The 13621-nt window shown below is 68.8% G+C and carries 8 protein-coding genes and 3 pseudogenes; 8 read left to right on the top strand and 3 right to left on the bottom strand.

From position 1 onward, the window contains the following. Positions 1–10: 10 nt before the first annotated feature. From QQM72_RS22860 to QQM72_RS22845, 4 genes are read left to right on the top strand one after another with little or no spacing between them, the layout of a single operon-like run. On the top strand, positions 11–787 hold the full coding sequence (locus QQM72_RS22860; protein ID WP_314222726.1) for an SDR family oxidoreductase: 777 nt from the start codon (positions 11–13) through the stop codon (positions 785–787). 53 nt (positions 788–840) lie between these two features. Next, on the top strand, positions 841–1686 hold the full coding sequence (locus QQM72_RS22855) for a tryptophan 2,3-dioxygenase (protein WP_314222725.1): 846 nt from the start codon (positions 841–843) through the stop codon (positions 1684–1686). Next, entirely contained in the window at positions 1676–2560 is an 885-nt protein-coding gene (locus QQM72_RS22850) for an alpha/beta hydrolase family protein (protein WP_314222724.1), read from the top strand. The genes QQM72_RS22855 and QQM72_RS22850 overlap by 11 nt, the downstream gene beginning before the upstream one ends. Then, positions 2557–3807 (top strand): kynureninase, encoded by a 1251-nt coding sequence (locus QQM72_RS22845; protein ID WP_314222723.1) that lies wholly within the window; start codon positions 2557–2559, stop codon positions 3805–3807. Before QQM72_RS22850 ends, QQM72_RS22845 begins: the two co-directional genes overlap by 4 nt. Positions 3808–4335: 528 nt before the next feature. Here QQM72_RS22845 and QQM72_RS22840 read toward each other — a convergent pair. Continuing rightward, complete coding sequence (locus QQM72_RS22840; RefSeq protein WP_314222722.1) at positions 4336–5097, bottom strand: isocitrate lyase/PEP mutase family protein; 762 nt, start codon at positions 5095–5097, stop codon at positions 4336–4338. 1135 nt (positions 5098–6232) lie between these two features. Between QQM72_RS22840 and QQM72_RS22830 the strand changes: the two genes are divergently transcribed. Then, positions 6233–7198 (top strand): helix-turn-helix transcriptional regulator, encoded by a 966-nt coding sequence (locus QQM72_RS22830; protein WP_314222721.1) that lies wholly within the window; start codon positions 6233–6235, stop codon positions 7196–7198. Positions 7199–7267: 69 nt separating this feature from the next. Then, positions 7268–7392 (top strand): annotated as a pseudogene (locus QQM72_RS22825) (IS5/IS1182 family transposase); the annotation flags it as partial. On the opposite strand, the pseudogene QQM72_RS22820 reads toward QQM72_RS22825, so the two are convergent. Then, positions 7380–7556, bottom strand: a pseudogene (locus QQM72_RS22820) (4'-phosphopantetheinyl transferase); the annotation flags it as partial. The pseudogenes QQM72_RS22825 and QQM72_RS22820 overlap by 13 nt on opposite strands. Then, positions 7498–7977, bottom strand: a pseudogene (locus tag QQM72_RS22815) (metallophosphoesterase); the annotation flags it as partial. The pseudogenes QQM72_RS22820 and QQM72_RS22815, both read right to left, overlap by 59 nt. Positions 7978–8244: 267 nt before the next feature. On the opposite strand from QQM72_RS22815, the gene QQM72_RS22810 reads away from it, so the two are divergent. Together QQM72_RS22810 and QQM72_RS22805 are read left to right on the top strand one after the other, a co-directional pair. Next, positions 8245–8877, top strand: a complete 633-nt coding sequence (locus tag QQM72_RS22810) for an FMN-dependent NADH-azoreductase (protein WP_314222720.1) — start codon at positions 8245–8247, stop codon at positions 8875–8877. 585 nt (positions 8878–9462) lie between these two features. Then, on the top strand, positions 9463–13621 hold a 4159-nt coding region (locus QQM72_RS22805), incomplete at its 3' end, for a beta-ketoacyl synthase N-terminal-like domain-containing protein (RefSeq protein WP_314222719.1).

The raw sequence follows: 13621 nt of genomic DNA, 5'->3' as shown, positions 1-13621 counted from the left end.
GGAGATCACGATGACCACCCCCCTGCGGCACACGGGCAGGACCGCTCTGGTCACCGGCGGCAGCCGCGGCATCGGCCGGGCCGTCGCCCGTCGGCTGGCCGGCGAGGGCGCCCTCGTGGCCGTCCACTACGGACACGACCACGAGGCGGCCGAGCGCACCGTCAAGGAGATCGAGACCGACGGCGGACGCGCCTTCCCGGTCCATGCCGAACTGGGCGTGCCCGGTGACGCCGACACCCTGTGGACGGCCTTCGACCACGCCCTCGCCGGGCAGGACGCCGCACCCGGCCTGGACATCCTCGTCAACAACGCCGGCATCACCGTCCCGCGCCGGATCGCGGCCGTCACCGAGGACGACTACGACCGTGCGTTCGCGATCAACACCAGGGCGCCGTTCTTCATCATCCAGCGCGGTCTGGACCGGCTGCGCGACGGCGGCCGGATCGTGAACGTCTCCTCGGTCGCCACGCGCGTCGCCTTCCCGCCGATCATCGCCTACACCATGACCAAGGCCGCCCTCGACTACCTCACCCTGGCCCTCGCCCAGGAACTGGGACCGCGGGGCATCACGGTGAACAGCGTCGCGCCCGGCTACACCGAGACGGAGATCAACCCGACGCTCGCCGTCCCGGAGATCCGCCAGAGGTACGAGGCGGCCTCCGTGTTCGGCCGGCTCGGCGCCCCCGCGGACATCGCCGACGTCGTCTCCTTCGTGGCGAGCGACGACGCCCGCTGGGTGACCGGCCAGTGGATCGACGCCTCCGGCGGGGTCCACCTCGGCCCGTGAGCCCCGCGCCCGTCCCGCCGCGCCGCCCGCGGCAGCAACAGGAGGCCCTCACCATGAACGACGGCACGTCCGCACCGCCCCGGGCCGCGGACGACTCACTCACCCGGCCCTTCGACGGTGCCAGCCCCTACGACGCCTATGTGCACGCGTCCGTCCTTAACAACCTCCAGCAGCCCCTCACCGAGGCACCCGACGAGATGGGTTTCGTCGTCACCACCCAGGTGATGGAGCTGTGGTTCACCCTGATCGTCCACGAGTGGCGCAGCGCCGGCACGGCCCTGGCCAAGGACGACCTGGACGCCGCCATGGACGCCCTGACACGCAGCCGCCGCGCCCTGACCGCCCTCAATGCCGCCTGGGCGCCCCTGGCCGCGCTGACCCCCGCCCGCTTCAACGGCTTCCGAGCCGCGTTCGGCAAGGCCTCGGGCTTCCAGTCCGCGATGTACCGGCAACTGGAGTTCCTGCTCGGCGACAAGTCCGAGGCGATGCTCCGCCTGCACCAGGGCGACCCCGACGTGCACGAGGCGCTCAGCGACACCCACCGCCAGCCGTCCCTCTACGACGAGGTGCTCGGCTGTCTGCACCGGCGGGGGCTGCCCGTTCCGGAACACGTCCGGGAACGCGACGTGAGCGCGCCCTACACGTCGGACCCGGGCGTCGTGGAGGTGTGGCGGCTGATCTACTCCGGCCCCCAGCACCATCCGCTGCTCGTCCTCGGCGAACTGCTCACCGACATAGCCGAACTCGTCCTGCGCTGGCGCTTCGACCACGTCATGGTCGTCCGCCGGGCCATGGGCGCCAAGAGCGGCAGCGCCGGCTCCACCGGCCTCGCCTGGCTCGAACAGCGGGTGAACCGGCCGGTCTTCCCGGAGCTGTGGGAGGTGCGCGGTGGGGTCTAGGGTGATCTCCGCCTTCGCGGCGGAGGAGGAGAAGCGGGTACTGAGCCTGAAGCCGGTGCTGGCTCCGGCGCACGGCCGCTACGGCGACCACCCGCACCAGGCCTACGACGCCTGGCCTGCCGGGGACCCCGGCGCCCCCCTGGTGATCCTGCTGCACGGCGGCTACTGGCGCTACGACCGCATGCACCTCACTCCATTCGCCGCCTACCTCTGCGAGCAGGGCTTCGACGTGCTGCTGCCGGGCTTCCGCCGCTCCGGCGGGGCCGGCGGCCATCCCGAGACCTTCGACGACGTGGCCCGGATCGTGGACACCCTTCCCGAAGGGCGGCCCTACGTCCTGGCCGGCCACTGTTCCGGCGGCCATCTGGCCCTGTGGTGCGCGGCGCGCGGCCTGCTGCCCGACGGCTCCCGCTGGCACACCGGCACCCTCCCGACCGGCGTGCTCGCACTCGCCCCGATCACGGACCTCACCGCCACCCGCCGGGACGGCCTCAGCAACGACGCGGCCCTGCAACTCCTCGGGGGAGAAGCCGTGTTCGAGGAACGGCTGCCCGCCGTCGACCCCCTCACCCTGCTGCGCGGGGCCGGTACCACCGGTGTGCCTACGGTGCTGCTCCACGGCGCCGTGGACGAGGAGGTCCCGCTCACCCAGTTCACCGACTACGCGGCCGTGCACGAGGACCTGAGGACGGTCGTGCTGCCCGGCACCGGCCACTACACCCTCATCGAGCCCGGAGCCCCCGGAGCCCGCGCGGTCGCCGACACCCTGTGGGAGATGTCCGCCGGCTTCGCCGCACCGCGCGACGGCGCCGACACGGCCACCGCCCCCCGCACCGACACCGGCACCGCCCCAGGGAGGGCCACGCACCCATGACCGCCGCCACCCCGCTCGAGGACCGGGCCGCCCGTGCAGACGCCGAGGACGCCTTGGCCCCGCTCGCCCAGCGGTTCGTCCTCCCTGAGGGCGTCATCTACCTCGACGGCAACTCCCTGGGCCCGCTGCCCGCCGCCGTCCCGCCCGCCCTGGCGGACGTCGTGGCCCGCCAGTGGGGCACCGGCCTGATCGGCTCCTGGAACGACAGCGGCTGGTGGGACGCGCCCCTGCGGATCGGCGACGCCATCGGCCGCCTCGTCGGCGCCGCGCCGGGGCAGACGGTGGCGGGCGACTCCACCAGCGTGCAGCTGTTCACCGCGCTCAGCGCGGCCACCGCGCTGCGCCCCGACCGGCCCCTGCTGGTCACGGATCCCGGCCACTTCCCCACCGACCGCTACCTCGCCGACGCGGTGGCCCGCCGCGGCGACGCCCTGGAAGTGCGCCGGATACCCCCGGCCGACCTGGAGAAGTTCCTCGCCGAACAGGGCTCCCGGGTGGCGGCGGTCAGCTACTCACCGGTCGATTTCCGCACCGGCGAGCTGTGCGACATGGCGGCGCTGACCGAGGCCACGCACCGGGCCGGCGCGCTCGCGGTGTGGGACCTGTGCCACGCCGCCGGGGCGATGCCGCTGCACCTCGACGCCCTGGAGGTGGACCTCGCCGTCGGCTGCGGCTACAAGTTCCTCAACGGCGGCCCCGGCGCGCCCGCCTGGCTCTACGCCGCCCGCCGACACCACGATGCCCTCGACACCCCGCTGACCGGCTGGAACGGTCATGCGAGTCCCTTCGCCACGGACCGGGACTACACACCCGCCCCGGGCATCGCCCGCGCCCGTATCGGCACCCCGCCCATCCTGTCCCTGCTCGCCCTGGAGGCGGCCCTCACCGTCTTCGAGGACGTGGACCTCGCACAACTGCGGGCCAAGAGCGTGTCGTTGACGGAGTTCTTCCTGACCTGCGCCGAGGAACTGCTCACCCCGCTGGGCATCACCCCGGTGACCCCCCGCGACGCGGCCCGCCGGGGCAGCCATGTGTCCCTGCGTCACCCGCACGCCCTCGGCCTGACCCGGGCCCTGGCGGACCGGGGCGTCGTCATCGACATGCGCGCCCCCGACCTGCTCCGCTTCGGCGTCAACGCGCTCTACACCACCCACACCGAACTGCTCACCGCCGTACAGCGCTTGAGCGCCATCGTGCGCGAGTCGTCCTACGACCCCGCACCCTCACGGTCGGGCCCGGTCACCTGAGCCTGAACTCCGTGTCGAACTCCCGCCTCCTGCCCGCCGTGACCCTCGAATTGCCCTGCGGTCCCGGTCGGACGCGCCAGGAACGGATGCGGCCGGCGGTACCGGACACGGTGTCCTTGCCCGCGATGAGGTCCTTGCACAGTTCGACCTGCTCGCCGTACGGGACGTCGATGTCCTCGTAGCTCGCGTGCGTGCAGGCGATGGTGACGGCACACGCGAACCGGACGTTCAGGGAGGGGAGCGGCCTCAGGAACGGGGTGCAGGAACGCCGCGGCGCGCAGGACGCGTCCGGTTCGACATCGAGGCGGGGCGGGGCGGGATGAGACGGTGGCGCGCCACGGCCGCGACGACCCGCCCGAAGAGCCCGGCCGTCACTTGGTGAAGGCCAGGCGGCCGCCGCTGTCCGTCGAGGTCGAGGGCTGCACCGAGGAAGCCCCGGTCGGCGCAGCCGAGTTCGACAAGCACACGCGTCACTTCCGCCGTGAGGCGAAGGACACCGACGGCCGGTCCCGTCGCTCGATCAGCTCCTCAGGGCGTCCACGGCCCGAGCATGTCCTTCATGGCATCCGTCATTGCGAACTGCAGCAGCGGGCCGTAGGTGATCCGGCCGACGCCCAGGCGGCGGAAGCGCTCAAGATCGTGCCTGACGGGATGGGCGGTGGAGTTCACGGGAACGGCGACGGCGCCGGTCACCGCCGCGAGCAGGTCGTCGTCGTCCTGAATACCCACCGGGTAGACGCTGTCGGCGCCGGCCTGCTCCAGGGCTCGCAGCCGCTCGATCGCCTCGTCGAGGACGCCGGCAGCGTCCTTCGCGTGCAGGAAGAGGTCGGTGCGGCCGTTCACCCAGACCGGAACTCCGGCGTCGTCAGCCGCCGCGCGCAGGCCGGCGATGTAGCTCGCGTGCTCCTGTGTGCTGCGCACACGGCCGCCGTCCGAGTGGACGGTGTCCTCGATGTTGAGACCGGCGCCGCCGACCTCGATGAGCCCGGCGACGAGATCCGCCGGCTTCTGTCCGTACCCGGCCTCCAGGTCCACGGACACGGGGACGTTGACCGCCGCGATGATCGGCCTGACGGCGGTGAGTACCTCCTCGAAGGTCTGCCCCTCGTGGTCGTCGGCTCCCCGGGAGTCGGCGAGCGGATGACTGCCGATCGTCAGCGCGGGGAACCCGACGGCGGCTGCCGTCCGGGCGGACCAGACGTCCCAGACGGTCGGCAGCACGAGCGGCTTGTACTCGGCGTGCAGCTGCTTGAGGCGTTGAGCGCGCTCAACAGTGGTGCGAGAGTCCATGCCAAGGACGCTACACCTGGATTGCCACAAACAACGTGCCGCAGGGCGCCGCCCGGTGACGGAAAGACGCAGCCTGGATCCTTTCCGGGTTGCCGAGGTGGGCAGTGGGCGGGGCGGTCTGAGGGATGCCCCATCTGGCTCCGGACGTGATCGGCTCCATGGCTTCAGCCGTTGATCCTCTGACTGAGGGCGGTCTCACCGGCGGCCTCGCCGAGCTGCCGTGCCGTCTCCTCGATGATCAGGTCGGCGGTCTCCAGCGAGGCGGCGCCCAAGACGTGTACGGCCCACGTACCCGCGAGCTCCCAGGAGACCGAGACCAGGGCTGTTCCGCGCGGAAGGAATGATCACCCTCCGCCTCGGCCGGCTGAGTTCGGAATTCCACGGAACTCGAGACAGGGCCGGGACTCGCGATCCGGTCATGACGTCGAGAATCAGTTCATGTCACCTACGGGTTGGAGCCTGATTCGACAGCCGCGGGTTAAACGACAAGATCTGGCCAATTCGGCAAACCGTCGACCGAGCCCTGGCCACAGCACGGGCGCCGGTCGACGGCGGCGTCACACGGCTGAAGGCGTGCCGGATCTTCCGCAGGCCCCGGTGCGATTCGAATCGAATGCCGTCAATCGCCGCGGCCCCGCCCATACCCTGGAGTGGCAGGTTTGAAACGGCTCCGTCAATATTTACGGTCGTTGTCGAGAGCGATCACATCAAGCCATGAAGGCCAGGAAGGGCACTTGAAAGTTTAAATCGAACCTGAAAGCCTCCTCGCTGAGGGGACGGGGGAGGAATTCAAATGCCGACAAGGTCATTTCTGGCAGATTCTGCGCGCATATTTCCCAATGCTGGAACATGCGCAAAATGTCAACTCATCCGACAGGCGATAGCTCTCTGGCTGAATGGCTGGTCCGACCGCAGTCTGTATCTTGCCGAAGAATCTGCTGCCAAGACAGCCCCTGATTCTTCATGCGACTGTGCCCTGCTTACTGGAATGTGGTTGTCTTTCGTGCTGACGAGGAGAGGAGAATTCAAACGCGTAACGAAACTTCTCTACCATCCCGAGAATCCGAATAGCAGTCTCTTCGGCCCGGTTATCTCGCCGGCCGGACTCTCGCTAGCCCGGTCACACCTGGCTTTCATGGCCGGAGACCTGGACGCGGCAGCGGCCCTGAGTGATCAGGTGCTTGCGCAAGCCGACGGTAACTCTGAAATCCGTATCGCGAGCCACCTCATCCTGGCATTGATCGCTTTGCGGCGTGCAGAAGTGAATGTGGCTTCGTCGCACATGCAGATGATAGCCGACGACGCATTCATGGGGCGTCTCACCCTGCTGGCGGGACAGTGTGCATGGGTAAACGTGCGGATACGCGAAGCCCAAAGGGGAGCCGAGGGCGTCGCACCAGTCATCGAGGAACTCGTTGACTTCGGCCCGGTCAGCAGGAGCGTACTCCTGTCACAGTCGGCTGCCGCCCCCTGGATCGTGCGGCTGGCGCTGAAATTCGACCAAAAGCCAACGGCGCACAAAGCGGTGAAGCTGGCTCAGAAACTTGCTGAAATGAACCCGCAGCACCATGCGCTAGCCGCTTCAGCCCTCCATGCGCAAAGTCTATTCGAGCGAAATTTGGTCGATCTCCGGCTCGCGGCGAAGGCGCAGGTCCACCCCTGGGCGCGAGCTTCGACTATAGAAGACATCGGAAAGTTCTTGGCCCGTGAGCGGTCGCAACAGGACCAGGCCATAAGAATATTTGAGCAGAGCGCTGACGCCTATATCAAGGCGGGAGCCCCACTCGATGCCTTGCGAATCAAGAAGAGACTGTGGGGTCTCGGTGTTAGGCACCACCAATCCCGTTGGCGCGCAACCCCACCGTCGGCGATCGCTAATCTCACCGAAACAGAAGCCAAGGTGGCTCAATTGGTAGCACAGGGAATGACCAACACCCAGACGGCTAAACACCTTTTCATATCTCCCCATACTGTGGCCTATCATCTGAAGAAGATATTCTGCAAGCTGCAGATCTCCTCACGTGTGGAACTAGCCAGGGACTGGACCAATATCGGGGGTTTTCAGGGTGGCCTCCGGACGGGTGACGGCGGGACCGCGTAGGCAACGGACAGGGCTCCCGTGCCGTCGAGAGAGGTGTCTATCTCTCAACTCGCCAGCTCAGGAGCGCTGTTGGTTCCGAATCCTGCCGCACTCGATCTGCCGCACGCACTGGTGGAGTGGGTGACGTCCTGAACGTCACCCGTGAGGGTGGCCGACACTGCACACTCCGGCCGTCCGAGTTCTCCATGGCGAGCCGTGCGCAGCCCCGAACGGCGGTGAACTCGCGGTGCCGCTTCTCCACGGCCCGCGCTATGACCGCCTCCTCCTCGGGGTAGAGGATGACGCCGTCGCCGAGGGCGTCACTGCCCAGCGTCTCCACCACCACCGCGACCGACCCCGGGAGCAACTCCTCGAACACGTGCTTGGTCCTCCCTCGGGAGAATTTGACGCAGCCTTCCCGGCGGCTGTGCGCGCGGTCCCCATTCCCGGGGGTAGCCCAACGACACCTCTTCGAAGCGGACGCCTTCGTGGTGGGTGGTCCGCGGAATGTGCAGATGACCGTAGACCATGCATGCGACCCGGAAACGGCGGTGCCAGTCGGCGGTCAGGCGGGTGCCGCACCACATGGCGAACTCCGGGTAGCGCAGGACTCGCGTGGGATGCCGGTCCAGCGGATAGTGGTTCACCAGCACCACGGGGAGATCGCCGGGGATCTCCTCCAGCCTGCGTTGGGTCGCAGTTACCCGGGTCCGGCACCACGCCTCACGGCTGGGATAGGGATCGGGGTGTAGCAGGTACTCGTCGGAGCACACGACCCCGGTGCCGTGCGCGAGTCCCTCCCGCGCTGCCCGAGCCGGCCGTAGTCCAGGGGCCCATCGGTACAGCGCCGGGCCCAGACCAAGCCCGGTGCTGGGAAATGCCTGTTGAGCTACGCATGATGCCAAACCTACATGCCGTCTTCATGGGTCTCATGCCTTCGGTCAGGAGCTACCAGACCAGGGGATGCCTCGCGAAGACCGCACTGTCTAGTGTGGTGCAGGTCAGCTCTCGGTTTCGCGGACCAACTGCGGTCTTGACGAACTGCCCAGCAAATTTCAGGGGTCTTTGTGTCTTCTCTTCTCCACATCGATGCGAGCATCCGCCACGAGGGTTCCACGTCGCGTCAGCTGACCTCGTATTTCGCGACCCGGTGGCGGCAGAACCACCCTGACGCCGGCTACGTCCACCGCGACCTGGCCGCCCAGCCCATCCCCCATCTCACCCATCCCGTGCGCGAGTACGTTCTGGACCCCAGCCGCGATCACGGTCAGACGGACGAGGAGAAGGCGCTCGTCGACACGGTGGTGTCTGAAGTGCATGACGCCGACACGATCGTGCTCGGCGTGCCGATGTACAACTACACGATCCCGTCGAACGTCAAAGCCTGGATCGACCTGTTGGTCAGCCCGGCCCACGCGATCCTCCCGGGGGCCGATTCCGGTCCGCTCAGCGGCAAGGCGGTCATCGTGGTGACCGCGCGCGGCGGCTCCTACGCTCCGGGGACCCCGCGCGAGGGCCATGACTACCAGGAGCCGTACCTGCGGCACATCCTGAAGGCGATCGGTCTCGCGGACAACCTCACCTTTGTGCACGCCGAGTTGACCCTGGCCGCGATCGTGCCGGCCATGGCGGAGCTCAAGCCGCTGGGGGAGAAGTCCCTGGCAACTGCCCAGGAGACGCTCAAGAAGCTCGCCGCCTGATGCCTGCATGCCCGCAGATCTCTTAGGAGTCCGCACCCGCTTGCCGCAGCCCGCTGGAGACCGCGGGCGGGCGGAAGCGCATCGCCGGCCGGCCGAGGGCAAAGGTCTTCCGGGGCGGCCACTTCTTCCTCGCCGACCGTGCAGCCGACATCATCGCCCCGGTGGCCTGGCGGCCCGCGCCCTGCTGCAGGTGACCGGCGCAGGCCGATGACGCAACCACAAGAAGAAGACAGCCTGTGAACGAGATCATCAGCGCTCTCCTCTCTGAGGAGGTCACATCGGGAGATGTGGCGGGTGTGCGTCTGCCGGAGTACCACCGGGGCGATGTGGTGCGCCTGGAGGACAGCGCCAGAGCAGGGGATGCCCCGCGAAGGCCGTCCTGTCTGGTGTCATGCAGGTCAGTCCTCGACCTTCGCGGACCATCCGGAGTCTTTCGGCCCCGCTCAGGCTGCGCCAGCCGGTCCAAGACATCGCAAGCTCGGAGGCCGACCATCACACGGTCGAGCTGACTCACCCCTATGGACATCCCTGCTTGCCGAGCAGCAGTTGGCCGTCCCCGAAAGCCGGTTAGGAGTTCGAGTCAAGGTGCTTCCCGACCTGATCACCCCGCTTCCGGTCATCCTGAGTGAGAACGCGGGCCGGTTCCCGGACAAGATCGCTTTCGAGGACGACCGGTACGCGGTCACCTACAGGGAACTCGACGCACGGACGAGGAGACTGGCCGGTCACCTGGTCGGCCTCGGTGTCCGGCGTGGCGACCGGGTGGCTCTGTGTCTCGGCAACTCGGTGGCGATGGTGGAGAGCTACCTCGCCGTGGTACGGGCTGGCGGCATCGGCGTACCGATCAACCCACAGGCCGCCCCTGCGGAAATCGAATACCTCCTGGCCGACAGCGCAGCGGCGTTCGCCTTCACCGGCACTGCACACGCGGAAACTTTCCTTCAGTCAATTCCCCGTGCAACCCGCGGGGTGTCCGTCGTCGTGGCCGGCGCCCCCGGCGCCCGTGCCGGGCACATGCTGCCGCCGGGCACCGTACCGTTCGAGGAACTCGTCGCCACCGAGCCCGTCAACGATGCCCCGGACAACCTCGGCCTTGACGAGGTGGCCTGGATGTTCTACACCTCGGGTACCACCGGCCGCCCCAAGGGCGTCCTTTCCACCCAGCGCAACTGCCTCTACTCCGTTGCCTCCTGCTACATTCCCGTGCCCGGACTCTCCGAGCATGACCGCGTGCTGTGGCCACTGCCGCTCTTCCACAGCCTGTCTCACATCGCCTGCGTCCTGTCCGTCACTGTCTCTGGCGCCACCGCCCGGATCATGGACGGCAGCTCGGCCGACGACATTCTGACTGCCCTACGCGAGGACCGGTCCACCTTCCTGGCCGGCGTTCCCACCACCTACCACCACCTGGTCGGCAGCGCCCGCCGCACCGGCCTCTCGCTGCCCGATCTCAGGGTCGGCCTCGTCGGCGGTGCCGTCACCGGCGCTGGACTGCGCCGCTCCTTCGAGGAGACCTTCGGCATCCCCCTCGTCGACGCCTACGGCAGCACCGAAACCTGCGGGGCCATCACCATCAACCCGCCCGACGGCCACCTGGTCGAGGGCTCCTGCGGCCTTCCCGTGCCCGGTGTCGGAGTCCGGATCGTCGACCCCCGCACCGGGCAGGACGTGCCCGCCGGGCACGAGGGCGAGGTCTGGGTCAGCGGGCCGAACGTCATGGTGGGCTACCACAACAACCCACAGGCCACGGCCGAGGCCCTGCAGAACGGCTGGTTCCACACCGGCGACCTGGCCCGGCGCGACGAAGCCGGCTACTTCACCATCTGCGGCCGCCTCAGGGATGTCATCATCCGCGGCGGTGAGAACATCCACCCCGACGAGATCGAGGCCACCTTGCGCGTGGCCGAGGGCGTGGCCGACGTCGCAGTCGCCGGCATGCCTCACGACACCCTCGGCGAGGTCCCCGTCGCCTGGGTGGTCCCTGGTCCGGCCGGCGTCGACCTCGCCCGGCTGCTCGACCACTGCCGCACCCAACTCTCCCAGTACAAGCTCCCCGAGCGCATATACGAGGCCCGGACCATCCCCAGGACCGCCTCGGGGAAGGTCGTCCGGCGCCTTCTCGGTGACTTGCCGGCCCGGCTGCGATACGCCGCCGACGGTCACCACGAGGGACTGATGCTGAGGGACTGGAGCAGGGTGGCAGTCTCCCCTGACGCGCCGGAAGAGCTGCGCTGGGCGGTAGTCGGTCGGACCGCCGTCACCGACGGCCTGGTCGCCGCTCTTCGGAAGGCCGGCGTCGCCGACGTACGGCAATACGCTGACCTTTCAACGTCACGCACCACCCCTGACACGGCCACCGACGTGACGGTCCTCGCAGAGGCAGACGCGGACACATTGACGCCGACCTGCGCTGGAGGGAGCAAGGAGACCGGGTCCCGCCTCGTCGTCCTTACCCGGGGCGCGATGGGCGTCACCGACCGGGACGAGACGCCAGATGGCGCCGAAGTTGCCCTGTGGGCAGCCGCACGGGCTGCACAGGCCGATGGGGGTGACGCCGCGCCGCTGACAATCGTCGACGTCGAAGCCTGCACCCCGGAGTCCGAGTACGCTGCGGCGCTGATCGCCGCCGTCTCCTCGGGCCTGCCCCAGCTCGCCGTACGGGACGGGGAACTGATGCGGCCCAGGCTCGTGCGCCTCCCCGTCGCCGACAGGCCGGATCTTGCCACGCCGGGGATCGACGGCGTCGTGGTCGTTACAGGTGCCGACACCGAGACTGGCTCGGTCCTCGCCCGCCACCTGGTCACCGAGCACGGAACACGACACCTCGTGCTCGTCCAGGCAACGCATACCTACGACGAGTGGAGCCAGGACGAGCCACTGCCGGAGGGGGTGGATATCGTCCGCGTCGTGGCCGACGGCTCGGATTCGCTGGAGTTGTACGAGGCGCTGACCAGGACCGGTCCGGTGACCGCGGTCGTCCACACCGCTGATGATTCCGAACTCGCCCGAGCGCTGCACGACTTCACCGCCGACGACGATCTCACCGCGTTCGTCGTGGTGACCGACGCTGCCGCACTGGTGGGCGCGCGGTCCGACGGCCTCGCCTCGACGGTGGTCACCGCCGCCCTCACCGAGGCCGTGGTCCGCAACCGCCGACTGCAAGGGTTGCCCGGCTCGCTGCTGGCCCTCGGCCGGCCGGACGAGGGCCCCGCCGCCTTCGACGCGCTGATCGAGACCGGATCCCCGGCCCTGCTGGCGCTTTGGCCGAACACCATCAACCCCGGCGACCGAGTGCAGACGCTACTCGACACTCTGACGGAACAAGAGGCCCGCGCCACCGCCCAGGCCGACGAGACGATCACCGCCGCCCTACGCGCACGCCTGGCCGATCTGGACGAGCGGGCCCAGCTTGCCCTGCTCGGCGAGATGGTCCGCAAGGAGACTGCCGCCGTCCACACCCACACGAGCACCGAACCAACCCCGGTGGGCCGGTCCTTCCGCGACCTCGGCCTCGGCTCCCTCGCCGTCGTCGAGCTGCGCAACCGGCTGACCGAACGGACCGGGCTGCGTCTGCCCACAACCGTGACCTTCGACCACCCGACTCCCGAGGCCCTTGCCGCACACCTTCGGGCCAGGATCCTGGGTCTGCACGACACGGCCGGGGAGGCGACGGCTGACAAGGATCGGACCGGGGCCGCCAACCCCGCGGAGCCGATTGCAATCGTGGGTATGGCGTGCCGCCTTCCAGGCGGTGTGGCGAGCCCCCAGGACCTGTGGCGGCTGGTCAGAGAGGGCCGGGACGGTGTGTCCGGCTTCCCGGAGGACCGAGGCTGGGATCTGGACGGCCTGTTCGATGCTGACCCGGAGAAGACCGGCACGTCGTATGTCGATCAGGGCGGCTTCCTGCACGAGGCGGGCCTCTTCGACGCCGGGTTCTTCGGGATCTCACCGCGTGAGGCACTTGCCATGGATCCGCAGCAACGGCTGCTGCTGGAGACCTCGTGGGAGGCGCTGGAGCGGGCCGGGATCGACCCATGGGCGCTGAAAGGTCGTGACGTCGGGATCTTTTCAGGCCTGATGGGACAAGGGTACGGGCTGTCGGGTGCGGCTCCGGCGGAACTCGAGGGCTTCGGCGAGACGGGCACGGCGTCGAGCGTGGCATCCGGGCGCGTGTCGTACGTGTTCGGTTTCGAGGGCCCTGCGATCACCGTGGACACGGCCTGCTCGTCCTCCCTCGTGGCCATGCATCTGGCGGTCCAGTCGCTGCGCCAGGGCGAGTGCTCCATGGCGCTGGCAGGCGGCGCGACGGTGATGGCGGACCCCTCCACGTTCGTGGAGTTCTCGCGGCAACGTGCACTGTCCTCGGACGGCCGGTGCAAGTCGTACGCGGATGCCGCGGACGGTACTGGCTGGGCCGAGGGCGCCGGTGTCGTGGTCCTGGAGCGGCTGTCGGAGGCGCGGCGCAACGGGCACCGGATCCTTGCGGTGATCCGCGGCAGCGCGGTGAATCAGGACGGCGCGTCGAATGGCCTGACGGCGCCGAATGGTCTTTCGCAGCAGCGGGTGATCCGTAAGGCGTTGGCGTCGGCTGGTCTCTCGGCGGCTGAGGTCGACGTAGTGGAAGGGCACGGCACGGGCACGGTACTCGGCGATCCGATCGAGGCGCAGGCGCTGATCGCCACCTACGGGCAGGACCGGCCCGAGGACCGGCCGTTGTGGCTGGGGTCGTTGAAGTCGAACATCG

The sequence above is a fragment of the Streptomyces zaehneri genome (assembly GCF_032248645.1).
Taxonomy (GTDB): Bacteria; Actinomycetota; Actinomycetes; order Streptomycetales; family Streptomycetaceae; genus Streptomyces; species Streptomyces coriariae.
The sequence above is the reverse complement of the archived record's forward strand: the minus strand, read 5'-3'. Positions and strand labels throughout refer to the sequence as shown.

Excerpts from the sequence above, each read along its gene's own strand:
- QQM72_RS22845 (WP_314222723.1), top strand. The coding sequence starts at position 2,557 with ATGACCGCCGCCACCCCGCTCGAGGACCGGGCCGCCCGTGCAGACGCC.
- QQM72_RS22860 (WP_314222726.1), top strand. The coding sequence starts at position 11 with ATGACCACCCCCCTGCGGCACACGGGCAGGACCGCTCTGGTCACCGGC.
- QQM72_RS22855 (WP_314222725.1), top strand. The coding sequence starts at position 841 with ATGAACGACGGCACGTCCGCACCGCCCCGGGCCGCGGACGACTCACTC.
- QQM72_RS22840 (WP_314222722.1), bottom strand. The coding sequence starts at position 5,097 with ATGGACTCTCGCACCACTGTTGAGCGCGCTCAACGCCTCAAGCAGCTG.
- QQM72_RS22830 (WP_314222721.1), top strand. The coding sequence starts at position 6,233 with ATGGCCGGAGACCTGGACGCGGCAGCGGCCCTGAGTGATCAGGTGCTT.